Origin of the sequence: Streptomyces sp. NPDC048516, assembly GCF_043199875.1 — a bacterium.
Taxonomy (GTDB): Bacteria; Actinomycetota; Actinomycetes; order Streptomycetales; family Streptomycetaceae; genus Streptomyces.
Genome location: NZ_JBICWS010000004.1, coordinates 237,690 through 264,470, shown reverse-complemented (window position 1 = coordinate 264,470; position 26,781 = coordinate 237,690). Strand labels below are relative to the sequence as shown.

The 26,781-nt window shown below is 70.4% G+C and carries 19 protein-coding genes; 10 read left to right on the top strand and 9 right to left on the bottom strand.

What is annotated here, in order from left to right; translation table 11 throughout:
* Positions 1–1,296: a M18 family aminopeptidase gene (locus tag ACGFR7_RS10755; protein ID WP_393316027.1), complete on the bottom strand. Its 1,296-nt coding sequence runs from the start codon at positions 1,294–1,296 to the stop codon at positions 1–3.
* A 404-nt stretch (positions 1,297–1,700) separates the two neighbouring features.
* Positions 1,701–3,527 carry an acyl-CoA dehydrogenase gene (locus ACGFR7_RS10750; RefSeq protein ID WP_393316024.1) on the bottom strand — a complete coding sequence of 609 codons (1,827 nt, stop codon included), beginning with the start codon at positions 3,525–3,527 and terminating at the stop codon, positions 1,701–1,703.
* A gap of 164 nt (positions 3,528–3,691) precedes the next feature.
* On the opposite strand from ACGFR7_RS10750, the gene ACGFR7_RS10745 reads away from it, so the two are divergent.
* The 3 genes from ACGFR7_RS10745 (at position 3,692) to ACGFR7_RS10735 (ending at position 6,568) form a co-directional block, all read left to right on the top strand.
* The gene (locus ACGFR7_RS10745) at positions 3,692–4,168 is read left to right on the top strand and encodes an SseB family protein (RefSeq protein WP_393316021.1); all 477 of its coding nucleotides are present in this window, start codon (positions 3,692–3,694) and stop codon (positions 4,166–4,168) included.
* A 211-nt stretch (positions 4,169–4,379) separates the two neighbouring features.
* Entirely contained in the window at positions 4,380–5,333 is a 954-nt protein-coding gene (locus ACGFR7_RS10740) for a pirin family protein (RefSeq protein ID WP_393316018.1), read from the top strand.
* A gap of 98 nt (positions 5,334–5,431) precedes the next feature.
* Positions 5,432–6,568: an AI-2E family transporter gene (locus ACGFR7_RS10735; RefSeq protein ID WP_393316016.1), complete on the top strand. Its 1,137-nt coding sequence runs from the start codon at positions 5,432–5,434 to the stop codon at positions 6,566–6,568.
* Here the strand turns inward: ACGFR7_RS10735 and ACGFR7_RS10730 are convergent.
* Positions 6,508–8,688: a SpoIIE family protein phosphatase gene (locus tag ACGFR7_RS10730; protein ID WP_393316013.1), complete on the bottom strand. Its 2,181-nt coding sequence runs from the start codon at positions 8,686–8,688 to the stop codon at positions 6,508–6,510. The two genes, ACGFR7_RS10735 and ACGFR7_RS10730, sit on opposite strands and share 61 nt — an antisense overlap.
* 265 nt (positions 8,689–8,953) lie before the next feature.
* Here ACGFR7_RS10730 and aspS point away from each other — a divergent pair, with 265 nt between their 5' ends.
* Positions 8,954–10,717: an aspartate--tRNA ligase gene (aspS, locus tag ACGFR7_RS10725; RefSeq protein WP_393316011.1), complete on the top strand. Its 1,764-nt coding sequence runs from the start codon at positions 8,954–8,956 to the stop codon at positions 10,715–10,717.
* A gap of 240 nt (positions 10,718–10,957) precedes the next feature.
* Positions 10,958–12,682: a hypothetical protein gene (locus ACGFR7_RS10720; RefSeq protein WP_393316008.1), complete on the top strand. Its 1,725-nt coding sequence runs from the start codon at positions 10,958–10,960 to the stop codon at positions 12,680–12,682.
* Positions 12,683–12,870: 188 nt separating this feature from the next.
* Here the strand turns inward: ACGFR7_RS10720 and metG are convergent, their stop codons facing one another.
* From metG to ACGFR7_RS10700, 4 genes are all read right to left on the bottom strand, one after another.
* Positions 12,871–14,589, bottom strand: a complete 1,719-nt coding sequence (metG, locus tag ACGFR7_RS10715; RefSeq protein ID WP_393316005.1) for a methionine--tRNA ligase — start codon at positions 14,587–14,589, stop codon at positions 12,871–12,873.
* A gap of 103 nt (positions 14,590–14,692) precedes the next feature.
* Positions 14,693–16,168 (bottom strand): MFS transporter, encoded by a 1,476-nt coding sequence (locus tag ACGFR7_RS10710; protein WP_393316531.1) that lies wholly within the window; start codon positions 16,166–16,168, stop codon positions 14,693–14,695.
* A 354-nt stretch (positions 16,169–16,522) separates the two neighbouring features.
* Positions 16,523–16,801 carry a hypothetical protein gene (locus ACGFR7_RS10705; protein WP_393316002.1) on the bottom strand — a complete coding sequence of 93 codons (279 nt, stop codon included), beginning with the start codon at positions 16,799–16,801 and terminating at the stop codon, positions 16,523–16,525.
* A gap of 644 nt (positions 16,802–17,445) precedes the next feature.
* Entirely contained in the window at positions 17,446–18,933 is a 1,488-nt protein-coding gene (locus ACGFR7_RS10700) for a VWA domain-containing protein (RefSeq protein WP_393315999.1), read from the bottom strand.
* A 726-nt stretch (positions 18,934–19,659) separates the two neighbouring features.
* Between ACGFR7_RS10700 and ACGFR7_RS10695 the strand changes: the two genes are divergently transcribed.
* A complete protein-coding gene (locus ACGFR7_RS10695; protein WP_393315996.1) occupies positions 19,660–20,982 on the top strand; it encodes an alpha/beta hydrolase in 1,323 nt (440 codons plus the stop codon).
* Positions 20,983–21,179: 197 nt separating this feature from the next.
* On the top strand, positions 21,180–21,758 hold the full coding sequence (locus ACGFR7_RS10690; RefSeq protein WP_393315992.1) for a VanZ family protein: 579 nt from the start codon (positions 21,180–21,182) through the stop codon (positions 21,756–21,758).
* A gap of 102 nt (positions 21,759–21,860) precedes the next feature.
* Here ACGFR7_RS10690 and ACGFR7_RS10685 read toward each other — a convergent pair whose 3' ends face one another.
* A complete protein-coding gene (locus ACGFR7_RS10685; protein ID WP_393315989.1) occupies positions 21,861–22,766 on the bottom strand; it encodes a polysaccharide deacetylase family protein in 906 nt (301 codons plus the stop codon).
* 306 nt (positions 22,767–23,072) lie between these two features.
* Between ACGFR7_RS10685 and ACGFR7_RS10680 the strand changes: the two genes are divergently transcribed.
* From ACGFR7_RS10680 to ACGFR7_RS10670, 3 genes are read left to right on the top strand one after another with little or no spacing between them, the layout of a single operon-like run.
* Positions 23,073–23,822 carry an ABC transporter permease gene (locus tag ACGFR7_RS10680; RefSeq protein ID WP_393315987.1) on the top strand — a complete coding sequence of 250 codons (750 nt, stop codon included), beginning with the start codon at positions 23,073–23,075 and terminating at the stop codon, positions 23,820–23,822.
* Positions 23,819–24,493 (top strand): ABC transporter permease, encoded by a 675-nt coding sequence (locus ACGFR7_RS10675; RefSeq protein ID WP_393315984.1) that lies wholly within the window; start codon positions 23,819–23,821, stop codon positions 24,491–24,493. Before ACGFR7_RS10680 ends, ACGFR7_RS10675 begins: the two co-directional genes overlap by 4 nt.
* Positions 24,490–25,443, top strand: coding sequence for an ABC transporter substrate-binding protein (locus ACGFR7_RS10670; protein WP_393315981.1), 954 nt, complete (start codon positions 24,490–24,492; stop codon positions 25,441–25,443). Before ACGFR7_RS10675 ends, ACGFR7_RS10670 begins: the two co-directional genes overlap by 4 nt.
* A gap of 125 nt (positions 25,444–25,568) precedes the next feature.
* Here the strand turns inward: ACGFR7_RS10670 and ACGFR7_RS10665 are convergent, their stop codons facing one another.
* The gene (locus ACGFR7_RS10665; protein ID WP_393315978.1) at positions 25,569–26,726 is read right to left on the bottom strand and encodes an ABC transporter ATP-binding protein; all 1,158 of its coding nucleotides are present in this window, start codon (positions 26,724–26,726) and stop codon (positions 25,569–25,571) included.
* Between the last annotated feature and the right edge of the window lie 55 nt (positions 26,727–26,781).

Here is a 26,781-nt window from a genome sequence, read left to right as displayed (position 1 = left end):
TCAGCCCTCCAGGAAGGCCGTCAGGGCGTTCGCCAGCAGATACGGGTCCTCGGAGCCGCACAGTTCACGCGCCGAGTGCATGGACAGGATCGCCACTCCGATGTCGACCGTGGCGATGCCGTGCCGGGCCGCGGTGATCGGCCCGATGGTGGTGCCGCACGGCATCGAATTGTTGGACACAAAGCTCTGCCACGGCACACCGGCCCGCTCGCAGGCCGCCGCGAAGACGGCCCGTCCGCTGCCGTCCGTCGCATAGCGCTGGTTGACGTTGACCTTGAGGATCGGCCCGCCGTTGGGCATCGGGTGGTGCCCGGGCTCATGCCGTTCGCTGTAGTTGGGGTGGACGGCGTGCCCGGTGTCGGACGACAGGCAGACGGTGCCGGCGAAGGCCCGCGCCCGGTCCTCGTACGAGCCGCCGCGGGCGAACACCGAGCGCTCCAGGACCGTGCCGAGCAGCGGTCCGTCCGCGCCGGTGTCCGACTGGCTGCCGTTCTCCTCGTGGTCGAAGGCGGCCAGCACCGGAATGCTGGTCAGCTCGCTGCCCGCGGCCGCCGCCGCGGTGAGGGCGGCCGTACCGGCGTGTACCGACAGCAGGTTGTCCATCCGCGGCCCGGCCACCAGCTCGCGGTCGCGGCCCAGATAGGCGGGCGCCTCGATGCTGTGCACCATCAGGTCCCAGCCCTTGATGTCGTCGGCCGGTATGCCGGTTTCCTCGGCGACGAAGGTGATCAGATCGCCCTCGGCGACCTCGCCCAGGCCCCAGATGGGCGTCATATGGCGTTGCTTGTCGAGCTTCAGGCCGTCGGCGTTCACCGAGCGGTCGAGGTGCACGGCCAGCTGCGGCACTCTCAGCAGCGCCCGGTCGACATGGACGAGCCGGTGGCTGCCGTCCGCGAGCGTCACCCGGCCGCTCAGTCCCAGGTCGCGGTCGAGCCAGGTGTTGAGCAGCGTGCCGCCGTAGATCTCGACGGCGATCTGCCGCCAGCCGCGTGAGCCGGTGTCCGGGATCGGTTTGACGCGCAAATTGGGAGAGTCTGTGTGAGCACCGACAATTCGGTACGAAGTCGAGGCGCTTGCACCCTCGGGCACGTACCAGGCGATGATCGCGCCGCCGCGCAGCACAAACTTCCCGCCGGTTCCGCCGTCCCATTCATCGACCTCGGCGACCTGCCGGAACCCGGCCTTCTCCAGCCGCTCCGCCGCATTCGCCACTGCGTGGTAGGGCGACGGACTGGCGGCGAGGAAGGACATCAGGTCGTCGGTGTGGCCGCGATCGAAGCGGGCGGAGTTGGTCATGGATTCAGCATAAGGAGCCGGAGGCCGCATTCCCCGTGCGCATGCATGGTGACTCCGCTCCCTTCCGGCCAGGATTTCAGTATTCGGGACCGAAAGCGCTCCGGAGCGGAGGATTCCGGGTTTGCTCCGAGGCGATGACCCGGCGTACGCCGCGCACTTTCCGTGCCGTCCCCATTGTCCCTGCCCTCTTCGTGCCGTCCGCATCGCGCCCCCCGCCCGCGCCTCGCCCCGCGCGTCCGCCCCGTCCGCGCCGTCCCGCAGCGGTCCCGGCGGCCGGTCCCGCTGCCTGCCGGACATGACGAAGCCCGCCTCTCCGGGGGAAGAGAGGCGGGCACCATCAGTCTGGACGGCCCGTCTGAGAGTTTCCTGAGAGACCCGCCGCGGCAGGGCCGCGGAAGGCGCTCCTAGAACGCGGCCTCGTCGAGCTCCATCAGCGACTGGTCGACGGACTCGGCCAGACCGCGCTGGACGCCGACGCCCGGCAGGACGTTGTGCGCGAAGAACTTCGCCGCGGCGATCTTGCCGGTGTAGAAGGGCTTGTCCTTCGCCGAGGCGCCGGCCAGCTTCTCGGCGGCCACGGCCGCACCCTTGAGCAGGAGGTAGCCGATGACGACGTCACCGGAGGCCATCAGCACGCGGGTGGTGTTCAGACCGACCTTGTAGATGGACTTGACGTCCTTCTCGGTCGCCGCGAGGTCGGTCAGCATGGCGCCGACGATCGCCTCCAGGTCGGCGGCCGCCTTGGCCAGCTCGCCGCGGGCCTGCTCCAGCTCCTCGCCGCCGGTGTTGTCCGCGAGGAACTTCTTGATCTCGTCGGAGAGGGCGGTGAGCGCCTGGCCCTGGTCGCGGACGATCTTCCGGAAGAAGAAGTCCTGGCCCTGGATCGCGGTGGTGCCCTCGTAGAGGGTGTCGATCTTGGCGTCCCGGATGTACTGCTCGATCGGGTACTCCTGCAGGTACCCGGAGCCGCCGAAGGTCTGCAGCGACTGCGCCAGCTGCTCGTAGGACTTCTCCGAGCCGTAGCCCTTGACGATCGGCAGCAGCAGGTCGTTGAGGCGGATCGCGGCGCTCGCGTCCTCGCCCGCGGCCTCCTTGACGATGATCTCGTCCTGGACCGTGGCGGTGTAGAGCACCAGGGCGCGCATGCCCTCGGTGTACGCCTTCTGCGTCATCAGCGAGCGGCGCACGTCGGGGTGGTGGGTGATCGTGACGCGCGGCGCGGTCTTGTCGGTGAAGGCGGCCAGGTCCGGACCCTGCACGCGCTCCTTGGCGTACTCCAGCGCGTTGAGGTAGCCGGTGGAGAGGGTGGCGATGGCCTTCGTGCCGACCATCATCCGGGCGAACTCGATGATCTTGAACATCTGGCGGATGCCGTCGTGCTTCTCGCCGAGCAGCCAGCCCTTGGCCGGGTGGTTGGCGCCGAAGGTCATCTCGCAGGTGTTGGAGGCCTTCAGGCCCATCTTGTGCTCGACGTTGGTGGCGTAGGCGCCGTTGCGCTCGCCCAGCTCGCCGGTCTCCCAGTCGAAGTCGTACTTCGGCACGATGAACAGCGACAGGCCCTTGGTGCCCGGACCGGCACCCTCGGGGCGGGCGAGGACGAAGTGCACGATGTTCTCGGACATGTCGTGCTCACCGGAGGTGATGAAGCGCTTGACGCCCTCGACGTGCCAGGAGCCGTCCTCCTGCTGCACGGCCTTGGTGCGGCCGGCGCCGACGTCCGAACCGGCGTCCGGCTCGGTGAGCACCATGGTGGAGCCCCACTGCTTGTCCACCATCAGCTGGGCTATGCGGTGCTGCTCCTCGGTGCCCTCCTCGAAGAGCACACCGGCGAAGGCGGGGCCGGACGCGTACATCCACACGGCCGGGTTGGCGCCCAGGATCGTCTCGGCGAAGCCCCAGAGGAGCGAGCGCGGCGCGGTGGTGCCGCCGAGCTCCTCCGGGATGCCCAGCCGCCACCACTCGGCGTCCATGAAGGCCTGGTAGCTCTTCTTGAAGGTGTCCGGAACCGGCGCGGTGTTGGTGTCCGGGTCGAAGACCGGCGGGTTGCGGTCGGCGTCGGCGAACGACTCGGCCAGTTCGTTCTCGGACAGCCGGGCGATCTCGGACAGCACGCTCTTGGCGGTGTCGACATCCATCTCCGCGAACGGTCCGGTGCCGTACACGCTGTCACGGCCGAGCACCTCGAAGAGGTTGAACTCGATGTCGCGGAGATTCGACTTGTAGTGCCCCATGGATACGGCTCCGTAAGGGTTCGGGAGGGAGGACCTCAAACGCAAATACCAGCAAGTAGCAAGTGCCTACGATGATGCTACCCACCGGTAATAAGAATCAACCCCTACCGCCCATCTGTGACGAGCGTCCCCCGGCGAATCGCCGACTCAGTACGCTGTGGCGCATGTACGGCTACGACCAGAACGCGGGTGCCGGGCAGCAGCAATACGGAGCGCCGCAGCCCCCGCCGCAGCAATCGCCCCCCGGGGGCTACGGCGAGGCGCCGCTGTATCCCGAGCCGTCCCCGCCCTCCCTCGCCGATGCGGTGCGTGCCTTCACCACCGGCTCGATGTCGGCCGAGGACTTCCAGGGCATCTTCTCCACGTCCAAGATCTACTGCCCGCGCGGTGACAACCCCGGCTTCCTGGCGCTGCACAACACCCAGCAGCCGGTGATCCCGATGTTCACCTCCCTCAAGGAGCTGCGGCGGTACGCGGGCAAGGAGTCGAAGTACTTCGTGATCACCGGCGCCGAGGTGCTGGACCTGCTGCCGACCGGCTACGGGTTCGTCCTCGATATGGAGGGGGACCACCGGATGGTCTTCGACGCGAAGGCCGTGGAGCAGATGGTCGACTTCGCGATGCGGCGCATGTACGGCTGACCGCCCCTGCCGCGCAGAGGGCTGAGGGCCGCCACCGCGGCGGCGTCGAGGGCCGGTCCCGGGATGGGGGCCGGCTCGATTCGTGTCTCGGTCCGGGGGGAGCTCGTCCGGAACGACCCCTTTGACCTGCGGAAACAGGTACGGGAATGCCGCACGCCTTGCGGGTTGTTCACCATTCAACTAAGTTGAGGGAACGACCGAGGAGGCCGTCATGCCCGCTGTGACCGTAGAGAACCCGCTGACCCTGCCGCGTGTGGCGGCGCCCGTCGCGGCGCACGTCCGTCCGGTGCTGGCCGTTGCCACCGCTCCGAGCGGCTTCGAGGGCGAGGGCTTCCCGGTGCGCCGGGCGTTCGCCGGCATCGACTACAAGCACCTCGACCCGTTCATCATGATGGACCAGATGGGCGAGGTGGAGTACGCGCCCGGAGAGGCCAAGGGCACGCCCTGGCACCCGCACCGCGGCTTCGAGACGGTGACCTATCTGCTCGACGGCACCTTCGTGCACCGTGACTCGCACGGTGGCGGCGGCGTCATCAACGACGGCGACACCCAGTGGATGACGGCCGGTTCGGGGCTGCTGCACATCGAGGCGCCGCCGGAGTCGCTGGTCATGTCCGGCGGTCTCTTCCACGGCCTCCAGCTGTGGGTGAACCTGCCGAAGAGCGACAAGATGATGGCCCCTCGCTACCAGGACATCGGCGGCGGCCAGGTCAAGCTGCTGACCTCGGGCGACGGCGGAGCCCTGCTGCGGCTGATCGCCGGTGACCTCGACGGCCACAACGGTCCGGGCATCACGCACACGCCGATCACGATGATGCATGTGACGGTGAACCCGGGTGCGGAGCTGACCCTCCCCTGGCGCAAGGACTTCAACGCCCTCGCCTACGCCCTGGCCGGAAGCGGCTCGGCCGGTACGGAGGGGCGCCCCTTCCGCATGGGGCAGTCGGTCGTGTTCGGTGCCGGGGACTCGATCACGATCCGGGCGGACGAGTCCCAGGAGTCGCGCAGTCCGAACTTCGAGGTGGTGCTGCTCGGTGGGCTGCCGATCCGCGAGCCGATGATGCATTACGGCCCGTTCGTGATGAACACCCACGCCGAACTGGCGCAGGCCTTCGAGGACTTCCAGGCCGGCCGGCTCGGGACGATCCCCGCCGACGGGCACTGACGCCCGGTCGGCAGCAGGGGCGGCGTTTCACGTGAAACGCCGCCCCTGACCCGTTTCGGGGTCCGGGTCCGGGCCTGTGGCCGTGGTGGACTGTCCGGGTGCAAAAAGACTCGGAGGAAAACGGGCCCGGCGCGGGACGCGAACGGCCACGGTCCTCGCCGCCGTTGCTGCCGGTCCAGGCCCGCCGTGCCGCGGCCTGGTGCCTGGTGGGGCTGCTGCTCGCGGCCGTGGCGGCCCTCGTGGTGTGGCTGTGCATCGAACTGAGCGCGGCGGTCACGCCCGTACTGCTGGCGCTGCTCGGCAGCGGGCTGCTCGGACCGCTCTACCGGCGGCTGGTGGCGATGAAGCTCAACCGCTCACTGGCCGCCGGGCTGACCTGTGCGGTCCTTCTGGTGGTGGTCGGCGGCGCCGGATACATCGTCGTCAGCGCGCTGGTCGACACCGGTGACCAGATCATCTCCTCGCTCAGGCAAGCCGCCAAGGATCTCTCCCAGCACTTCGGTGCGGCCGGTACCTCGCTCGACGATCTCGCCTCCCGGTCCAAGGGGCTGGTGACCAAGTTCGGCGGCACCGCGGCCTCGGGGCTGCTGACAGGTGTCAGCGCGGTCGGCCAGTTCCTCGCCGCCTCGGTTCTGGCCCTGCTGCTGACCTTCTTCTTCCTGCGCGACGCGGACAAGGCCGTACGCACCTTGAAACACTGGGCGCCGGGCAACTCCGCACCGCAGCTGGAGCGGATGGCCCGCCGCGGCTTCCAGTCCATCGAAGGCTTTATGCGGGGGACCACCTTCATCGCGCTGATCGACGCCGTCTGCATCACCGTCGGACTGCTGATCCTCCGGGTGCCGGGCGCCGTCGGGCTGGGCGCGCTGGTCTTCGTCGGCGCCTATATCCCCTACCTCGGCGCCTTCATCTCCGGCGCCGTGGCGATCCTGGTGGCGCTGGCCGACCGCGGTTTCGTGATCGCGCTCTGGGCGCTCGGCGTCGTCCTGGCCGTGCAGGTGCTGGAGGGGCACGTACTGCAGCCGATGATCCAGAGCCGGACGGTCAAGATGCATCCGGCGACGGTGCTGCTGGCGATCACCGCGGGCGCCAGCGTCGCCGGAATCCTCGGCATGCTGCTGTCCGTACCGCTGACCGCCGCCGTCACCGGCGTCCTCCACGAGCTGCGGGAGTACTACGCCACGGGCCCGGACTCCGGTGACACCGGACCCGCCGCGTCCCCCGCGTCCTCATAGAGCTCGAACCACGTCGACTTGCCGTCCCCGCGCGGGTCCACACCCCAGGAGCCGGCCAGCAGCTCCAGCAGCATCAGACCGCGCCCCGACGACGCCAGTTCGCCGGGGCAGCGGCGGTGCGGCAGCTCATCGCTGCTGTCGGCGACATCGACGCGGATGCGCCGGGCGCCCCGCTCGCCGGTGATCTCGGCGACCAACAGCGCCTCTCCGTCGGTGTGCACCAAGACGTTGGTGACCATCTCGGAGACCATCAGCACCGCCGAGTCCACCTGGTCCGGGTCGGCCCAGTCGTGCAGCACGTCACGGACCTGACGGCGCGCCTCGGCTATCCGCTCCGGTTCGGCCTGCGCGACGGAGAGCACGGTGCGCCGTATGGGCTGCGGCGCGAGCAGTCCGCCGGTTCCGACCCCGCAGCCGGCGGCCTCGCGGCTCAGCAGCAGCACGGCGATGTCGTCCTCGCGGCGGTCCACCAGCGGTCCGGTGGTGTGGTGCGAGGACGGTCCGTGCACGGCCTGGACCAAGGCGTCGGCCAGTCGCTCCAGGCTCTCGCCGTCCCCGCCGTCCCCGCCGTCCCCGCCGTCCCCGCCGGGCCGATGCGCCTCGATGATGTCGCGCAGCCGTGCCCAGCCGGTCTCCAGATCGTGGCCGCCGGTCTCGATCAGCCCGTCGGTGCACACCATCATGGTCTCGCCGGGCTCCAGGACGAGCCGGGTGGTCGGGTAGTCGGCGTCCGGGACGATGCCCAGCGGCAGCCCGCCCGCGGTGGGCCGGACCAGCACCGTGCCGTCGCTCATCCGGATGGCCGGGTCGGGGTGGCCGGCCCGTGCGATGTCCAGCAGTCCCGTCGCCGGGTCCACCTCGATGTAGAGACAGGTCGCGAAGCGCTGGTCCTCGCCGTGGCCGCGGAGTTCGGTCTCGTTGATCCCGGCCAGGAACCGGGAGGCACGGGAGAGCACCGCATCGGGGTGGTGACCCTCGGAGGCGTAGGCACGCAGCGCGATCCGCAACTGCCCCATCAGGCCCGCCGCCCGTACGTCGTGCCCCTGGACATCCCCGATGACCAGCGCGATCCGGCCGGACGGCAGCGGGATCATGTCGTACCAGTCGCCGCCGACCGCCAGCCCGCCACCGGTCGGGACGTAGCGGGCCGCGACCGTCATCCCCGGGATGTCCGGCTGCACCGTGGGCATCATGCTGCGCTGCAGCCCCAGTGCCAGCTCCTGCTGCTCCTCCTGCATACCGGCCCTGGCAAGCGCCTGTGCCAGCATCCGGGCGACGGTGGTCAGCACCGACCGCTCATCGGGCGTGAACGCCACCGGCTGGGCGAACGCCGCCATCCAGGCGCCGATCGTCCGGCCCGCGTTCACCAGTGGCAGGAAGGCCCAGGACGTCCGGCGGAAGCGGGCGGCCAGCGGCCAGGTGCCGGGGTAACGGCGGCTGTACTCCTCGGGCGTGGGCAGATAGATGGCCCGGCCGGTACGGATGACCTCGGCGGCCGGATAGTCGGTCTCCAGCGTCATGGCGACGAACGGCCGCTCGTCGTCGCCGTGATGGCCGTGATGGCCGATGACCGACAGCCGGTCGCCCTCGATGCCGAAGACCGCCAGCCCGTCCGGCATGAACCCGGGCATGGACAGTCCGGCCGCGACCCGCAGCACCTCCGCGGTGGACCGCGCCTCGGCCAGCCCCCGGCCCGCGTCCAGCAGGAACGCCTCGCGTGACCGGCGCCAGTCGCCGGTGATCGGGGTGTGCGCGGCGGAGGTCCCGGGCTGCGGCTCGGGCACCTCCTGAAGGGTGCCGACCAGCTCGAAGCCGCCGTCGACGATGCGGGGGCGGGAGCGGGAGCGGACGATGCGCTGCACCCGCCCGCGCTCGTCCACGATGCGCAGCCGGGCCTCGGCGAGCGTCTTCTCGGCGAGCGCGAGCTGCACGATCCCGTTGATCTCGGCGAAGTCGACGGGATGAAAACGGGAGCGCACCGCGGCCTCGGTCAGCTCCACCGGGGCGGCGGGCAGCCCGAGCAGCCGGGCCGCTTCGGAGTCGAGGGTCACCCGTCCCGCCGCGTTGTCCCAGCGCCACAGGCCGGTCGCGATGGCGGCCAGGAGATCCTCGGTGCGCATTGCCTCACTTTATGTGTGTTTAGCGGGACCGGACCAGCGATCCGGACGTGACCATCGTCCCAGTGGGGACACCCCGCTTCGTTGATGCGTATACGTCAACGAAGACGTGCGGGCCGGGACGGTAACCTGGAGCGGTTATGTCAATCCTGGGGTGGCCTTTCGGGTGATCCACGGGGAGAGCGACCGGGCATCCGCGCCCGTACTCCTTTTCCTCTCCCTCTCCCGACAACTCCTCACCTCGACCTCGCGACGACTTGGATGAGCGATGCATCGGTACCGGTCCCATAACTGCGGCGAGCTCCGAGCCGCGGACGTCGACACCGACGTCCGCCTCAGCGGCTGGCTGCACAATCGACGTGACCTGGGCGGCATCCTCTTCATCGATCTGCGCGACCACTACGGTCTCGTTCAGCTCGTCGCCCGCCCCGGCACCCCCGCCAACGAGGCCCTCGGCTCCCTGACCAAGGAGACCGTCGTCCGTATCGACGGCAAGGTCAGCGCGCGCGGCGCCGACAACGTCAACCCCGATCTGCCGACGGGCGAGATCGAGATCGAGGTCTCCGACGTCGAGGTGCTCGGCGCCGCCGACCAGATCCCGTTCACGATCAACGCGGACGACGGCGTCAACGAGGAGCGGCGCCTCGAGTACCGCTTCCTCGACCTGCGCCGCGAGCGGATGCACCGCAACATCATGCTGCGCACCGCCGTCATCTCCGCCATCCGCCACAAGATGGTGACCCTCGGCTTCAACGAGATGGCGACCCCGATCCTGTCCGCGACCTCCCCCGAGGGCGCCCGCGACTTCCTGGTCCCCTCGCGTCTGCACGCCGGCAAGTTCTATGCGCTGCCGCAGGCCCCGCAGCAGTTCAAGCAGCTGCTGATGATCGCCGGCTTCGACCGCTACTTCCAGATCGCGCCCTGCTTCCGTGACGAGGACGCCCGCGCGGACCGCTCGCCGGGCGAGTTCTACCAGCTCGACATCGAGATGAGCTTCGTCGAGCAGGAAGATGTCTTCCGGCCTGTCGAGAAGCTGATGACCGAGCTGTTCACCGAGTTCGGCAACGGCCGTACGGTCACCTCCCCCTTCCCGCGCATCCCGTTCCGCGAGGCGATGCTCAAGTACGGCTCCGACAAGCCGGACCTGCGCGCCGAGCTGGAGCTGGTCGATGTCTCGGACGTCTTCGCGGGCTCCGGCTTCAAGGCCTTCGCCGACAAGCACGTCCGCGCCCTGGCCGTGCCGGACACCGCCGACCAGTCGCGCAAGTTCTTCGACCAGCTGGGTGACTTCGCCGTCCAGCAGGGCGCCAAGGGCCTGGCCTGGGTCCGTGTGGGCGAGGAGAACGCCCTCAGCGGCCCGATCGCCAAGTTCCTCACCGAGGACGACGTCAAGGCGCTGGTCGCCGCCCTGGGCCTCAAGCCCGGCCACGCCGTCTTCTTCGGCGCCGGCGAGTTCGACGAGGTCTCCAAGATCATGGGCGCGGTCCGCGTCGAGGCCGCCAAGCGCGTCGGCCGCTTCGTCGAGGACGAGTTCCGCTTCTGCTGGATCGTCGACTTCCCGATGTTCGAGAAGGACGAGGACACCGGCAAGATCGAGTTCTCGCACAACCCCTTCTCCATGCCGCAGGGCGGCCTGGAGGCGCTGGAGACCAAGGACCCGCTGGACATCCTGGCCTGGCAGTACGACATCGTCTGCAACGGCACCGAGCTGTCCTCCGGCGCCATCCGTAACCACGAGCCCGAGGTCATGTACAAGGCCTTCGCGATCGCCGGCTACGACAAGGAGACGGTCGAGGCGGAGTTCGGCGGCATGCTCCGTGCCTTCAAGTTCGGCGCCCCGCCGCACGGTGGCATCGCCCCCGGCGTCGACCGCATCGTCATGCTGCTGGCCGATGAGCCCAACATCCGCGAGACCATCGCCTTCCCGCTCAACGGCAATGCCCAGGACCTCCTGATGGGGGCCCCGAGCGAGGTCGAGGAGGCGCGCCTCAAGGAGCTGCACCTCTCCCTCCGCAAGCCGCAGGCGAAGTAGGCGGCATCGCCTGGGACCAGAAGCCTCGAACAGGCTGAGGGGCGGCGTTTCACGTGAAACGCCGCCCCGGCCCGTTTCCGGCACCGTTGCCGTCGGGCGGGCGTCGGCAGCGTGTGCCCCTCGGGCGGGCCTTGGCGGCCAGCAGCGGTACGCCCCCGGGGACGGTTCCGGATCCGGCGGTGTGCCCCGACCGCCCCATCCGTGTGGCAGGGCCCCGGCAGGGCACGCACTGTGGTGCCCATGCAGCAAGCAAGTCTCCTCACCGCCAGGTCCGCCCTGGGGCCGCCGGCTCGGGTGACCCGCCCCGTCCCGGCCGGTGACCTGCGGTGGCTCACCGTCGTGGCCGTCGTCTTCACCGCCTGTCTGCTCGCCTCCGCCGTCGCCGCCCCCGGCCTGGGGTGGGACGAGACGGTGTACGTCAGCCAGGTCGCCCCTCATACGCCGGCCGCGTTCTTCAGCGCCCCGCGCGCTCGCGGTGTCACCTTCCTGCTCGCCCCGGTGGCGGCGCTGACGACCTCGGCGACCGTGCTGCACTGCTACCTCGCGGTGCTCTCCGGCGCCGCGCTCCTGCTCACCCTGTGCATCTGGCGCCGGGTGCTGCCCGCCCCCGTACCGGCCCTGGGCGGCGCGCTGTTCGCCGGGTTGTGGATCACGCTCTTCTACGGCGGGCAGGCGATGCCCAACCTGTGGGTCGGCTACGCCGCGCTCGCCGCCACCGGCTGCTTCCTGCGGGCCGTACGGCAGCCGCCCCGTCAACTGGCCCCGCGCCGCGACCGGGGGGCCGCGGCCGGCCTCGCCGTCGCGGTCGCCGTGACCGCGCTGATGCGTCCGACCGACGCCATCTGGCTGGCCGTGCCGCTCTGCGCCGCCGCGCTGTGCGTCCCGTCCTGGCGGCGCCCCGCCGTGCTGCTCGCGTTGCCGGCCGGCCTGGCCCTGGGGTGTGCCCCCTGGGTCGTGGAGGCGTATCTGTCCTACGGCGGGCTCCTGGCGCGGCTGCACCGGGCCGCGCAGATTCAGGGTGGTCTCGGCTGGCATCTGACCTTCGACGACCACGCACGGGCACTCCAGGGCAAGACGCTGTGCCGTCCCTGCCATCTGAGCTGGGACCATCCGGTGACGGCGGTGTGGTGGCTGGTGCTGCCCCTGGCGGTCGCCGGAGCGGTGTGGGCGGCGCTGCGCGCCCGCGAGCCCCGTGGCGGACTGCACGGGTACGGACCGGCGGAGCGCAGCGGGGCCCGGCACCCGCTCGGCCTGGCGCCGATCCGGCCCGGCAGCCTCGGCCCGGACCCGGCGGACGATCCTGCGCCCGGCGGCGGGCGGCACGGCCGCGGTCCCGCGTGGCCGCTGGTGCGCCTGAGCGACCCCCGCGGCCCGCTGCACCGGTACGGCCCTGCTCCCGTCGTCCTCCCGGCTCTGGTCGGCCTCTGCCTCGCCGCCCCCTACCTTCTGACGGTGGACTACGCCGCCCCGCGCTTCCTGCTGCCCGCCTACGCCCTGCTGATGATGCCGGCCGCCTGGTTCCTGTACTGGCTGACCCTCCTGCCGCGCCGCGGGCACGCCTGGGCGGTGGCCGTCCTCGTCCTTGCGCTGCTGACCCACGAGGTCATCCAACTGACGGTCTGGCACAAGATGGCGCAGAGCACCGCACGGGCACAGGCCGGTGTCGAGCGGGTCGCCACGTCGCTGCGGGCGGCCGGCGTACGGCCGCCCTGTGTGGTGAGCGGCGAGGAGGCGGTACGGCTGGCGTACCGGGCGGGCTGTGCGTCCCGCCAGCCCCACGGCCATGACGCCAGCATCACCCCCGCGGGCCTGGTCCGGCTGGGTACGCGCCGTCCGGTCGCCGTCGTGGTGGCAGGCGGTCAGCGGCCACCGGCCTACGCCCGTGGCTGGCGGCGGGTCATCCTGCCGCCGGTGCCGGACTTCGGACGGCTGACCGCTTACGTGTCCGCACCGCGCAGGCGCTGAGCGACGTCCCGACCGGGGACCGGCCGGTGCCCGGACGCACGGCGCCCGTCCGCCCCGGAGGGCCGGACGGGCGCGGTGCGGTGCGGTGCTGAGAGATCCGCGGCGCGAACACACCCGCGCCCGGACGGGGTTACTGAGTTACCGTCCCGGGGCGCCGGCCAGAACCGACGCGTGCGGGCGGTCCTGGCCTACTGCTCCGCGCCGCCGAAGCGCTCGCGGTAGGACTCCAGGTCCTCCTCGGTGATCTTCGCGAAGAGCACCGGCGGCACCGTGAAGGGCGTTCCGGCAGGCACCGAGGCCAGCGCCTTCGCCTCCTCGGCACGGACCCACACCGCGGTGTCGTTCTCCAGGGTGAAGGCCCCGCGCATCGCCTTGGCCGACGAGGGGATGAACGGCTTGGAGACGATCGCGTACAGGTGGATGAGGTTCATCGCCGTACGCAGCGTCAGCGCCGCCGCGTCCTTGTCGGTCTTGATCTCCAGCCACGGGGCCTTCTCCTCCAGGTAGGAGTTGCCCGCGCTCCACAGGGCGCGCAGCGAGGCCGCGGCCTTGCGGAACTGCAGGGCCTCCATGTGGCCCTCGTACTCCGACAGCAGCCCGGCGATCTCCTCCCCGAGCTTCTGCTCCGCGGGCCCGGCCTCGGCGCCGGCGGGCACCTCGTCACCGAACCGCTTGCGCGAGAACGACAGCACCCGGTTGACGAAGTTGCCGAGGGTGTCCGCCAGGTCCTTGTTGACCGATGCCGAGAACAGCTCCCAGGTGAAGGAGGTGTCGTCCGACTCCGGGGCGTTGGCGATCAGGAAGTAGCGCCAGTAGTCGGCGGGCAGCAGCTCCAGCGCCGCGTCCGTGAAGATGCCGCGCCGCTGCGAGGTGGAGAACTTCCCGCCGTAGTAGTTGAGCCAGTTGAAGGCCTTGAGGAAGTCGACCTTCTTCCACGGCTCGCGGGTGCCCAGCTGCGTCGCCGGGAACATCACGGAGTGGAACGGCACGTTGTCCTTGGCCATGAACTCCGTGTACCGGACGTCCTCGGCCTCGTACCACCACGACTTCCAGTCGCGGCTCCCGTCGGAGACGGCGTCCGCCCACTCCTTGGTCGACCCGATGTACTCGATCGGGGCGTCGAACCAGACGTAGAAGACCTTGCCCTCGGCCGCCAGCTCCGGCCACACATCGGCCGGCACCGGAACGCCCCAGTCCAGGTCACGGGTGATCGCCCGGTCCTGAAGGCCTTCGGTCAGCCACTTGTGCGCGATGGACGAGGCCAGCGTCGGCCAGTCCTTGCTGCCGTTGCCGTCCAGCCAGCCCTCGACCTCGTGCTGCAGCTTCGACTGGAGCAGGAAGAGGTGCTTGGTCTCGCGCACCTCCAGCTCACCGCTGCCGCTGATCGCCGAGCGGGCGTCGATCAGGTCGGTCGGGTCGAGCACCCGGGTGCAGTTCTCGCACTGGTCGCCGCGCGCCTTGTCGTAGCCGCAGTGCGGACACGTACCGACGATGTAGCGGTCCGGCAGGAAGCGGTCGTCGGCGATCGAGAAGACCTGGCGGATCGCCCGCTCCTCGATGAAGCCGTTCTCGTGGAGCTTGCGCGCGAAGTGCTGCGTCAGCTCCACGTTCTCCCGCGACGAGCTCCGGCCGAAGTAGTCGAATTCGAGGCCGAAGCCCTCGTAGATCGCCTTCTGCTTGTCGTGCTGCTCCGCGCAGAACGCGTCGACCGACTGGCCCGCGTCCTTCGCCGCCAGCTCGGCGGGGGTCCCGTGCTCGTCCGTCGCGCAGATGTAGAGCACGTCGTGCCCGCGCTGCCGCATATACCGCGCATACACATCGGCCGGGAGCATGGACCCCACCATGTTGCCCAGGTGCTTGATCCCGTTGATATACGGAAGGGCGCTGGTGATGAGGTGTCGAGCCATTGCCGGCTGCTCCCAAGTCGCTACGGTGAGTGAGGATTTGCTTTACGGAACGTCAATATCGTACTGGACGGGGTGGGGGTGCCCGCGCGGGCTTTTCGGGGCCTCACGCCGCCGCGTCCGCCGATTCCTCGCTGTCCGCCGCCGAGACCTGGCCCTGCCTGGCGGGCCGGCCGTTGACCAGCAGCCCGGCGACGAGCGCGGCCAGCAGCATGATCGCCGAACCCACCCCGATGGCCACCGTAAACCCGTGCACCACTCCGCTCTTCACGATCCCCTCCCGCACCGCCGGGGTGAGGCCGAGCGCCCCGCTGCTGCGGGCCGCGGCCGCCAGGTGATCCGCGATGTACGCCGCACTCGTCGAGGTCGCGATCGTGTTCAGCAGCGCCGTACCGATCGAACCGCCCACCTGCTGTGCCGTGTTGACCGTCGCGGACGTGACTCCGGAGTCGTGCGGAGCCACCCCGGACGTGGCCGTCGCCAGCACCGGCATAAAGGTCAGGCCCATGCCGAGGCCGACGAGCAGCATGGCCGGAAGCACATGGGAGACATACGCGGGCTCGGCCGTCAGGAATGTCAGGGTGAAGAGCCCCGTGGAGGCGAGGACGGCCCCCGGGACCATCAGGAACCGTGGCGGGATCCGGTGCAGCAGCCTCGCCGAGATCTGCGTCGACCCGACGACGATCGCCGCCACCATCGGCAGGAAGGCCACTCCGGTCCTGACCGGCGAATATCCGAGCACGGTCTGCAGGTAATAGGTCATGAACAGGAACATTCCGAACAGTCCGATGACCGCCAGCGCCATCGTCAGGAAGGCGCCGCCACGATTCCGGTTGCGGACGATGTGCAGCGGCAGCAGGGGGTGACGTGCCCTCGTCTGCCACCAGGCGAAGACACCCAGCAGCACCACACCCCCCACCAGCAGCCCGAGGACCAGCTCGTCCCCCCAGCCCCGCGGCTCCGCTTCGCTGCACCCGTAAACGATCGCGACCAGACCGCTGCAGCCCAGCACCACACCCGGAGCGTCCAGCGAGACGCGCCCCCGCTCGGACCGGTCGCGCAGAAATACGGCGGCGCCGGTGAGGGCGATCACGGCGATCGGGACGTTCACGTACAGACACCATCGCCAGTCCAGATATTCGGTCAGCAGCCCGCCGGCGATCAGCCCGATGGCCGCGCCCCCGCCCGCGATCGCCCCGTAGATTCCGAAGGCCTTGCTGCGTTCCTTCCCGATGGTGAAGGTGGTGGTCAGCAAGGACAGCGCGGAGGGCGCCAGCAGCGCCGCGAAGGCGCCCTGCAGTGCCCGCGCCCCGAACAGCAGCCCGGACCCGGTGGCCGCGCCGCCCAGGCCGGACGCGATGGCGAAGCCGACCAGCCCGATCATGAAGGTCTTCTTCCGTCCCACCAGGTCGGCGATCCGCCCGCCGAGCAGCAGCAGCCCGCCGAAAGCGAGCGTGTACGCGGTGATCACCCACTGGCGGTTCGCATCCGACATCCCCAGGTCCCGCTGGGCCGACGGCAGCGCGATATTCACGATGGTCGCGTCCAGCACCACCATCAACTGTGCAATCGCGATCACCACCAGCGCCCACCAGCGCCGTGGATCGGGCTCGGCCGCGGTGGCCCAGGAGGGAACGCTGGGCCTGCGCGGCGCCGGAGGCGGCTCGCCGCCCCCCTCTCGGCTCGCCTCACCCATCACGACCCACCTCGCTCGCTGGTACGGCCACCCCCGAACGCCCCGCCGGCCAGCGCATGAGCGCGGCAGGGAGAAAACAGGGCATTTCCCCCATTCAGCGTAGGCAGTGGGGCGGGGTGGCGCCTGCTGTGCCGGGGCAGGGCGTGGGGCGGCCGCGCACGGTCCGTCTCCGGTGCTCCGTGCCGTACCCGGGCGCCTCGTCCTGGGGCTTTGGGGCCTCGGCCCCAGGGCTGCCGGATCTCAGTCCGCGGGCTTCCGGACCTCGCTGCGGATCTTGGCCGTCCGGTCGGCGAGCGCCTGGAGGTCGACGGACTGCGGGTCCTGCGCCGGGTTGGCGCCGTCGGCCGTGGCGACGCTCACGTTCGTACGGGAATCAGCCCAGACGCAATACGGCAGGGTGATCTTCTGTCCCGCCTGCCGGCGCACATCCACACCACAGGTCAGCGGGTCTGCGCCGCCGCTCGGGGTGTATTTCCGGTCCGGCACCGCGACGTCCGTGTTTCCGATGATCGCCCACACCTTTCCGGCGCTTTTCCTGGGCGGAACCGGCTGCGGCAGCCCCGGCCTGCCGTACCCGAACGGGGCCTGCTGCGGGACGCCGTAGGGGCCTTGCTGTCCGTGGGGCCCTGGCTGTCCATGAGGTCCCTGCTGTCCATAGGGGTCGTGCGGTCCGTAAGGACCCGGCGCCGGGCCCGCGGGTATCCAGCCGCCCGGAGCCGGCTGCTGGGGGCCGCCGGGCTGCTGGGAGCCGACCGGCTGCGCGGGTAGTGGCGTGCCGGGCGGGAAACCGTGTGCGGGCACGTTTCCGAACCCGGCTGAGGCTGCTGCGGCATATTCATTTATTCCCCCTCGTTCCACATCGACGGACTTGTTCAACATTCACGGATAAGTGCATTCCGGTGTCGAATTCCGTCCGCCGCATTCGGCATGGGCGGGTGTCATGGCGCGACACCCTGGTGTATTCGCGGTCGGTGATTTCGGGGAGCACTCTGTCATACGGCATCAGTAATGCCATTGGGGGCGTCCGGCGGATAGCCGTCCCAGAGGTTCTTTTCTTTCTCGCGGGAGCGGCCCCGGGCAGCCGGGCACGAAAGGGGTCGGCCGCGGCGGGCCCGGGGCCCGGCCGCGGCCGGTGAGGTGTCGTCAGGGGAGCGGGAGAGCGGTCAGTTGTCCTTGATGATGCCCGCGGTGCGGGCCTCGGCGAGCCACTCGGGGAACTCGACCATCAGCTGCTGGTAGAGCTCGTCGTGGGAGAGGCCGCGCGGGTCGCGGCCGGCGTGGAAGAAGCCGGCATTGTCGACGACGCGCTTCTCCGGGACGGCCAGGTCGTCGAGCTTGCGGAGGAAGTCGAAGCCCTTGGCGTCCGGGTCCCCGAAGCCGATGAACTGCCAGAAGATGGGGAGTCCGGCCGCTTCGCAGAGCGCCTTTTCGGCGGCCGGCTTGGAGGTCGGGGCGCCGTCGGTCTGGAAGATGACGAAGGCCGGGGCGGTGGAGCCGGACTTCCTGTAGTGCTCGACGACGGCGTTGATGGCCCAGTGGTAGTTCGTACGGCCCATGTGGCCGAGGCCGGCGTGCAGTTCCGCGATGCGGCCCTCGTAGTTGGTGAGGTCGATATCGGCGGTGCCGTCGATGTCGGTGGAGAAGAAGATGACAGGGACGGTGGCGTCGTCGTCGAAGTGGGCCGAGAGGCCGAGGGCCTGCTCGGCGAGGTTCTGGACCGTGCCGTCCTTGTAGTAGTTGCGCATCGAGCCGGAGCGGTCGAGGACCAGGTAGACGGCGGCGCGCTGGGTGGCGAGGCCGTGCTTGTCCAGGGTGGCGGCCGCGGACTTGTAGAGGCTGAGGAGCGCGGGGGCCGTGGTGGGGAGGGAGCCCGCGCCCTCGGACCGGTCCTCCGCCTTCGGCTCCGTCGCGGTCGCCGGCTCGGCCTCGGGGGTGGCTTCCGGCTGGTCGGCGACCTCTGCCTTGGCTTCGGCCTTCGGCTCGGTGTCGGTGTCGGTGTCGGCGTCTGCCTTCGGCTCGGTGTCGGCCTTCGGCTCGGTGTTGGCCTTGTCCTCGGGCTCCGGCTCGATGTCGGCCTTTGCCTCCGCCTGCTCTTCAGGCTTCTCTTCCGGCTCGGCCTCGGCCGTCGGCTCCGCCTCGTTCTCGGCCTCCGCCACGGGCTCCGGCTTGTCGAAGGCCTGGCTCACCAGGTCGGAGACGGGGTCGGCAGCGGCCGGGGTGGCAGCGGGGGCCGCGGCCGCCTCCGCGGTGGACGGCTCGGTCGTCGCGGGTGCACCGGCACCAGCGTCGGCGTCGGCGTGGGCGTTGGTGCCGGTGCCGGCGTCGGCACCTGCCTCGTCCTCCCGCACCGCGGAGGTCTCCGCCGCCCGGTCTGCCCGGTCCGTCCGGTCTCCGCGGTCCGCCCGGCTGCCCTGTGCCGGCAGCGTCGCGGTCGTCGGAGCCGGAGCCAGGTCCGTGTCGGGACTCTCCGTGGGAGCGGTCCGTGCGGCCGGGACCTCGGCCTCCGGGGTGGCGGCCGGGGTGGACTCTTCGCGAGCCTCCGGGATGGTCGCGGATTCCGGCTTGTCGGCGCCGCTCGGGGCCGCGCCGGTTTCTTCACGGGTCGCCTTGGAGCGACCGAAAGCGTTGCGCAGCAGACTCCGAATGCCCATCGGCGAACCTCTCTTGCGTGTGGTGGGTGCGGCGTATGTCCGTGAAGCGCGGACATGTCCCTGACCAGGACGGATACGTAAGGGTAGCCGCCGACACCGGCCTCATCGTGGGACCCCGCGCCTTGTGCGGTGGGCCATCCGGGGGTGTTGCGGAGGCCGATGGTTTCAGTCGGCGCGGCCTGGGCGCGTTCGCCCTGCGTACGAGGTGGTCCGGTCGTCCGCACCATCTCCTCGGCCGTCCACAAAACCTCCCCGCAGTCCGTACGAGCCGCCCTGCCGGGACGTACCCACCGCCCCGACGGCCGCGCACCCACCGCCCCGACGGTCCGTACCCACCGGCTCGACGTGTCCGTACTTGCTGCCCGACGGTACGCACCGCCCGCCCGGATCGGTGCACCGGCTCCCGCCCGGTCGATCAGGGCACCTTGGCCGCACAGAGGCCGGTGTAGCAATGGACTGAAGGGGAAGGCGTGTTGGCACCGCCCCGCCCACGACATCCGTCCACGACTCCGGCCACGGCACCGGCACGGCACCGGCTCCGGGCCCGCCCACATCACGCCGCGGAAACGATGTGGCAAGAGCTGGGTAAGAAGTGAGTCGCTCAGGTATCCGATGGGCAGGTGTGCCCGTCTTCTCCGGTGACCATTGTCCAGAGCCGCCCGTTGTGCCTTAGGCGGCCGGTAAGAAGGCAAGAACCCTTTCGAGGGTGACGGGAGATGTGGGCGCATGGGGCTGACCAGTCAGTCGCTCGAATACACGGTGATCGTGCTGGCGGTGGCCTGCGTCGCTGCCACGGTGTGGCTCTGGCCTCGGCTGTCGCGGCGCGGGGTGGGCCCCGTCCTGGGCAGACTGGGCGCCATCATGGTCACCCAGGTGTCCATCGTGTGTGCGCTCGCCCTCGCCGTGAACACGAACTTCGAGTTCTACGGCAACTGGGACGAGCTGCTGGGCAACAACGACAAGGCCCCGGTGTCCGTGAGCGAGGGGGGCGGGCAGTACGCCTCGGTCGGCAACATGAAGGGCGGGCTGGTCCAGCCGGCCGGTCCGCAGGGCCTCGACCGGGTGACCGGACTGCCCAAGGGGCCCGCGGACAAGGTGGGCAAGGTCGAGTCCGTACGGATCGTCGGCCGTCGTAGCCGGGCCATAAACCCCGGCTTCGTCTACCTGCCGCCGCAGTACTTCCAGCAGCAGTTCCGCCGTCAGCGGTTCCCTGTCATGGTCGTCATCAGCGGTTACCCCGGCGGGATCATGAACCTCGCGCAGCACCTCCAGGTGCCGCAGAACGCGGGGCGGCTGATCGCGCAGGGCAAGATGCAGCCGACGGTGATCGTGATGGTCCGGCCGACGATCGCGCCGCCGCGGGACACCGAGTGTGTGGATGTGCCGGGCGGGCCGCAGGCCGAGACGTTCTTCACCAAGGACCTGCCGGACGCCATGAAGTCGGCCTACCGGGTGGGCCACGACCCCAGTGCCTGGGGTGCGTTCGGGTACTCGTCCGGTGGTTCCTGCTCGCTGCAGCTGGCGATGCGCAACCCGAATGCCTACACCTCGGCGGTCTCGCTCTCGGGTGACTACGCGATCAAGGACGACCTGACCACCGGCAGCCTCTTCGGCCCCGGCCCCGAGGGCGCCCAGCGGGAGCGTGAGCACGATCTGCTGTGGCGGCTGAAGAACCTGCCCGCGCCGCAGATCTCCGCGCTGGTCGCCAGCAGCCGTAAGGGCGAGGCGGATTACGGCGAGACCATGAAGTTCATCCATGCCGCGAAGTCGCCGATGTCGGTCGACTCGATCATCCTGCCGCAGGGCAGCCACCAGTTCGCGACCTGGCGGCGCGAGGTCGTGCCGGCCCTGGAGTGGCAGAGCCAGCAGCTGACGTTCCCGCAGGACACCCAGGCTGCCTCCCCGTCGCAAAAGCCGGGGGCGGGCGCGGGTGCACCGGGGAAGGGCGGCGCTCCGGGCTCCGGGCAGCAGGCCGGGCCGTCCAAGGCGCCCACGGCGTCCGACGACAAGGGGCGTCGACGGGTGGAGGCGGAGCGCCCCCGGGGGTGAGCCGCAGCGGAACTGAGAGCAGGGGCGCCGGAGCTGTCCGGCGCCCCTGTTGCGTGTGGCGTTCCTTGTGGTGTGTGTGGGGGGACGGGTGTGCCACGTGGCGCGGCGTCCGTTCCCGGCTACATGATTCGCGGGACCCCGGGTAACTGGATGTCCCATCGGCGCACAGCGCACCTCGCACCCCCGGGAGTGACCTCATGGCGCGTACGCAACAGGGCGATGAGGCGGCGTGGTCCCCCGTGGCCGCGCGGGCCCCGCTGGCCGTCCGGATCCTTCTGCTGGTGCTGGCGTTCGCCGCGATGGTGGCCTTCGCGGTGGCGCTGGCGCGGGTCACGCTGACCCCGTCGGCGGCCTCGGTGCCGCTGACCCACCCCAACCTCCGCCCCGGCGACTCGATCCGGAGCTATCTGGCGCAACCGCACCTGGCCGATACGGTCAAGCAGCTCGGCGGCAACGTCCTGTTGGGGGTGCCCTTCGGGGTGCTGCTGCCGGTGCTGCTGCCCCAGGCGCGCGGGCTGCTCCGGGTCGGTGTGGCGACGGCGTTGGTGATGCTGCTGGTGGAGCTGGTGCAGGGGGCGCTGATCACCGGCCGGGCGTTCGACATCGACGATGTGATCCTCAACTGCGCCGGCGCGCTGATCGGGTATCTGTTGCTGGGGCGCCGGCTGGGCCGCGCGGTGCATCCGCGGCGCAGTCACTGGTGGCACCGGCTCAACGGGAAGGGGGCGGCGGTGGGGCAGCAGCCGCCCACGGCCTCCAAGGCGTCCGCTCCGTAGGCCCGTCCGGCCCGTCCGGTCCCCGGCCCGTCCCGTCCCCGTCCCGTCCCGTCCCGTGCCGCCGGTCCGCCCTGTTCTGTGGCGTCCGCCCCGTGCCGGGTACTACGGGCGGTAGACCATCCCGGGCTCCGGCTTCGCCGGGGACAGCAGCTGGGAGACGGTGACGACCGTGTAGCCGCGCTTCTTGAGCTCCTTGAGGATGCCGGGGACGGCCGGCACGGTCCCCTTGTAGATGTCGTGCAGCAGGATGATGCCGTCGCGTTCGGTCTGGTCGAGCACCCGCTTGGTGATCAGGGCCGGGTCGTTGGTCTGGTAGTCCTTGGCGGTCACGCTCCACAGGACCTGCGCCAGGCCGAGCCGCTTGCTGATCCCGGATACGTTTTCGTCGGTCCGGCCCTGCGGCGGGCGCATCAGCTTCGGCGTCTTGCCGGTGATCTTGCGGACCGCGTCCTGGACGCGGGACAGCTCGCGGGTGGCCTCTTCGGGCTTGATGTCGGTCAGGATCTGGTGCGACCAGGTGTGGTTGGCCAGCTCATGGCCCTCGGCGTCGATCCGCTTCACCTCGGCGGGGCGCTTGTCGACGTGGTTCTGGCCGAGCATGAAGAAGGTCGCGTGCACCTTCTCCTTCTTGAGGATGTCCAGCAGGCGGTGGGTGTGCTCACTGGGGCCCGCGTCGAAGGTGAGCGCGACGCACTTCGCCTTGCGGCAGTCGACGTCGCCGTCGCCGTCGCCGTTCCCGGCCGTGGTCCGTCCGCCGTTCCTCGCGCCCCCGTTCCTCGCGTCCCCGTTCTTGCCCTCCGCGTTCTTGCCGTCCGCGTTCCTTGCGTCCTTGGCCGCGGCGAGGCGGGCGTCCTTCGCCTTGATGTCGGAGGCCGGTGCGTCGGCGCGGGCGTCGGCCGGGGCGGTGACGTCGTAGGTGGCGCAGCCGCTGAGGGCCAGGGTCAGGGTGGTGGCCGCGAGTAGCCCGGCTATGGACGTACGGCGGGCCGTGGGCATCTGCTTCGGCATGCGGGCCTCTCTTCGGGCGGTGCGGGCAACAGCGGGCCCATGACCTGCGTTTTTGCGCATGGCAAAGCCGACGCGTACGGCGGCATCACCGCCTCGCGCCGCCCCTCGATCACAGGGGGCCAACCGAGAGGGACTATACATAGGGTGTATACGCCACGTGTATACGTGGGGTGTCTAGGTGGGCTGCGCAGGTGCGGCAGGAAAGGAAGCGGGTGGGCACCGAGGCCGTCGGGGCGGCCGTCCGCGCCCACCCCGATCGGACGCGTCCGCCGCGACACCCCGCCCCCGCCGGGGTGGACTCGTACCGTGACGGGACCCTCGCCGGACGACTGTCTGGCCCGTAACGACTGGATCTGCGGCGACTACCTGAGCACCCGTCGGCAGATCCTGCTCGACGCGGTCGTCCAGCACATCCAGCTGACGGTGATCTCGGTGGCGCTCGGGCTGGTGATCGCCGTCCCGCTGGCGCTGCTGGCCCGCCGCAGGCGCTGGACGGTCGGGCCGGTGCTCGGCATCACCACGGTCCTCTACACCATTCCGTCGCTGGCGATGTTCTCGCTGCTGCTGCCCGTCTACGGGCTGTCCGCCACCCTCGTCGTGGTCGGCCTCGCCCTGTACTCGCTCACCCTGCTCGTACGGAACATCCTGGCGGGTCTGGACGGTGTTCCCGCCGAGGCCAAGGAAGCGGCCCGCGGCATGGGATACGGGCCGACGCGCCAACTGCTGGCCATCGAGCTGCCGCTGGCCGTACCGGCCGCGATGGCCGGGCTGCGGATCGCCACCGTCTCGGCGGTCGCGCTCACCACCGTCGGGGCGATCGTCGGGTACGGCGGGCTGGGGAACCTCATCTACGCCGGCATGAACTCCTTCTTCAAGGCGCAGGTGCTCACCGCGTCCGTGCTGTGCGTGATCATCGCGGTCGCCTTCGATCTGCTGCTGCTCGGCGCGGAACGGCTGCTCACCCCGTGGCGCCGGGCCGGACATCGGGCACGGCGGCGGACCCGGGCCGGCGAAGGAGTGAAGCGGCTGGTCACAGCCGCCGGGCGGCGGACATGAACACCCTCTCCGCGGTCTGGGCCTGGCTGACCACCGCTGCCAACTGGTCCGGTGAGAACGGTGTCTGGCACCGCCTCGAACAGCACCTCGTGCTCACCTTCGCCTGCCTGGTCATCAGCGCCCTGATCGCACTGCCGGTCGCGCTGACCCTCGGGCACCTCGGCCGGGGCGGTGCGCTGGCCGTCAACCTCGCCAACATCGGCCGCGCGGTGCCGACCTTCGCCGTCCTCGTCCTGCTTCTGCTGACTCCCCTCGGACGGCACGGGCAGTGGCCGACGATCATTGCGCTGGTGCTGTTCGCCATCCCGCCGTTGCTGACCAATGCGTATGTCGGGATGCGCGAGGTGGACCGGAACGTGGTGCGGGCCGCGCGGGGCATGGGGATGACCGGGACGCAGCTGGTGTGGCGGGTCGAGGTGCCGCTGGCCTTCCCGCTCGTCCTGACCGGCATCCGGATCGCCGCGGTCCAGCTGGTGGCCACCGCCACGCTCGCCGCGCTGGTGGGCGGCGGTGGCCTCGGCCGGATCATCACCGCGGGGTTCAACCTGGCCAGCACGCCTCAGGTGGTCGCCGGTGCGGTCCTGGTCGCGGTGTTCGCGCTGCTGATGGAGGCCGCATTCGAGCTGGCACAGCGGTGCGCGCCGGGCTGGGCACGGGGGAGGACCCGGTGAGGGCGGCTGGTGGCGCGGCACTTGTGGTCCTTACCGCGCTCGGGCTCTCGTCCTGCGCCGGCGGCCCCTCCCTGGAGAACCGCTCCGCGATCACCGCCTCCCCGGGTGACAGCCACGATCTGGCCATCGGCTCTGCGGGCTTCACGGAGAGCGAGCTGCTTGCCCAGATGTACGCGGCCCTGCTCCAGCGGGCCGGCTACCGCACCCACGTCCTGACGGTCGGCAACCGTGAGCTGTACGAACCGGCCCTGGAGGCGGGGCAGATCGATGTCGTTCCCGAGTACGCCGCAACCTTCGCGGACTGGCTCAACGCCAAGAGCAAGGGGTCCAAGGCGGCCCCGGTCGCCTCGCCGGACCTCGGCACGACCATGGCCGCGCTGCGCCGCCTCGCCGGCCCCCGCGGTCTGACCGTGCTCCCGGCCGGCCGGGCCGTCGACCAGAACGCCTTCGCGGTGAGCGCCGCCTACGCCCGCACACATCACCTCAAGACCCTCAGCGACCTGGGCCGCGCCAAGCTGCCGGTGCGTCTGGCGGCGGGCGATGAGTGTGTCCAGCGGCCGTTCTGTGCACCGGGGCTCAAGAAGAAGTACGGGATCAACATCACCGCCATCGACCCGAAGGGCGTCGGCACCACGCCCGCCAAGCAGGCCGTCCAGAACGGCCAGGACCAGATGGTGCTGACCACCAGCACCGATGCCACCCTCGACCAGTTCGGCCTGGTGCTGCTCGCCGATGACAAGAAGCTCCAGAACGCCGACTACGTCGTCCCCGTCGTCAACCGCGCCCGTGCGGGCAGCGCACGGGCGGCCGCCGCGCTCAACCAACTCAACAAGGTCCTGACCACCGCCGATCTGGCGCACCTCAATGAGGAGGTGGACAGCTGGCGGCGGCTGCCGGCGGATGTGGCCCGCAACTACCTCCGGTCCACAGGGCTGTTGCCCAAGGAATGACGCCTGCCGGGGCGGTGAGGGAGCGGGCGGGTGAGGTGGCGGGGGGTTTCACGTGAAACTCCGGCCGGTCCCTCGGGCAGGCAGAGCAGGCGTTTCACGTGAAACGGCCACTCCGCCCCGCGCCCTCACTCCGTGGGAACGGAATCCACCTCGGCCCGCTCGCGCGGCACCCCTCGCTCGTCGGAGTCGATGGTGCGGCGCAGCGCCTCATGGAGCTTGGTCGGGGTGAGGACGCCCAGGAAACGGTGGCCGTCCAGGACCGCGATCCAGCCGGCATCGTGTTTGAGCATCTCGCTGAAGGCTGCTTTGAGAGTGCCGGTCACCGGCACCCAGGCTTCCATCCGCCGGGCATGCCCGGCGACCGTGCCCGCCACTCCGGCCAACTCCTCCGTGCCCGCCCAGCCGTGCAGCGCGCCCTCCTCGTCAAGCACCACCGCCCAGCGGGCGCCCTCGGCCCGCAGCCGCCTTCCGGCGTCCGCGGCGGGTTCGCCGAGCCGCACGAGCGGAGGGCGTTCCAGATCGCCGCGGTCGATCCCGGTGACCGAGAGCTGCTTCAACGCGCGGTCGGTGCCGACGAATTCGGCGACATAGGGGGTGGCGGGGGCACCGAGGACGCTCGCGGGCGTGTCGTACTGCTCGATCCGGCCCTCCCCGTAGACCGCGATCCGGTCGCCGAGCCGGATGGCCTCCTCGATGTCATGGGTGACCAGCAGCACCGTCTTGTGCATGGTGGCCTGCAGCCGCAGAAACTCCTTCTGCAGCCGGTCGCGGACGACCGGGTCGACCGCGCCGAACGGCTCGTCCATCAGCAGCACCGGCGGGTCGGCGGCGAGCGCACGGGCCACCCCGACGCGCTGACGCTGGCCACCGGAGAGCTGGTCGGGGTAGCGCGAGCCGTGGACCGCAGGATCCAGGCCCACCAGGTCCAGGAGTTCGGCGGCCCGCTCGCGGGCCCTGCCCTTCTTCCAGCCGGTCAGAAAGGGCACGGTGGCGGTGTTGTCGAGGACGGTGCGATGGGGGAAGAGACCGGTCTGCTGGATGACGTAGCCGATCCGGCGGCGCAGTGCGACCGGGTCGACACCGGCGACGTCCGAACCGTCGACATAGATCTGGCCGTGCGTGGGGTCGATGAGCCGGTTGACCATCATCATGGTCGTCGTCTTGCCGCAGCCGGACGGTCCGACCAGCGTCACCAGCTCCCCCTCGCCGACCTCGAAGGAGAGGTCGTCGACAGCGGTGGTCCCGTCGGGGTAGCGCTTGGTGACGGACTCGAACCGGATCATTGCGCCATTGAATCCCGCGGCTCGTGAACGGACCCGTCACACGGGCAATCGGGTG

Excerpts from the sequence above, each read along its gene's own strand:
- ACGFR7_RS10675 (WP_393315984.1), top strand. The coding sequence starts at position 23,819 with ATGAACACCCTCTCCGCGGTCTGGGCCTGGCTGACCACCGCTGCCAAC.
- ACGFR7_RS10755 (WP_393316027.1), bottom strand. The coding sequence starts at position 1,296 with ATGACCAACTCCGCCCGCTTCGATCGCGGCCACACCGACGACCTGATG.
- metG (WP_393316005.1), bottom strand. The coding sequence starts at position 14,589 with ATGGCTCGACACCTCATCACCAGCGCCCTTCCGTATATCAACGGGATC.
- aspS (WP_393316011.1), top strand. The coding sequence starts at position 8,954 with ATGCATCGGTACCGGTCCCATAACTGCGGCGAGCTCCGAGCCGCGGAC.
- ACGFR7_RS10730 (WP_393316013.1), bottom strand. The coding sequence starts at position 8,688 with ATGCGCACCGAGGATCTCCTGGCCGCCATCGCGACCGGCCTGTGGCGC.
- ACGFR7_RS10745 (WP_393316021.1), top strand. The coding sequence starts at position 3,692 with ATGTACGGCTACGACCAGAACGCGGGTGCCGGGCAGCAGCAATACGGA.
- ACGFR7_RS10720 (WP_393316008.1), top strand. The coding sequence starts at position 10,958 with ATGCAGCAAGCAAGTCTCCTCACCGCCAGGTCCGCCCTGGGGCCGCCG.
- ACGFR7_RS10695 (WP_393315996.1), top strand. The coding sequence starts at position 19,660 with ATGGGGCTGACCAGTCAGTCGCTCGAATACACGGTGATCGTGCTGGCG.
- ACGFR7_RS10665 (WP_393315978.1), bottom strand. The coding sequence starts at position 26,726 with ATGATCCGGTTCGAGTCCGTCACCAAGCGCTACCCCGACGGGACCACC.
- ACGFR7_RS10690 (WP_393315992.1), top strand. The coding sequence starts at position 21,180 with ATGGCGCGTACGCAACAGGGCGATGAGGCGGCGTGGTCCCCCGTGGCC.
- ACGFR7_RS10750 (WP_393316024.1), bottom strand. The coding sequence starts at position 3,527 with ATGGGGCACTACAAGTCGAATCTCCGCGACATCGAGTTCAACCTCTTC.
- ACGFR7_RS10685 (WP_393315989.1), bottom strand. The coding sequence starts at position 22,766 with ATGCCGAAGCAGATGCCCACGGCCCGCCGTACGTCCATAGCCGGGCTA.
- ACGFR7_RS10700 (WP_393315999.1), bottom strand. The coding sequence starts at position 18,933 with ATGGGCATTCGGAGTCTGCTGCGCAACGCTTTCGGTCGCTCCAAGGCG.
- ACGFR7_RS10740 (WP_393316018.1), top strand. The coding sequence starts at position 4,380 with ATGCCCGCTGTGACCGTAGAGAACCCGCTGACCCTGCCGCGTGTGGCG.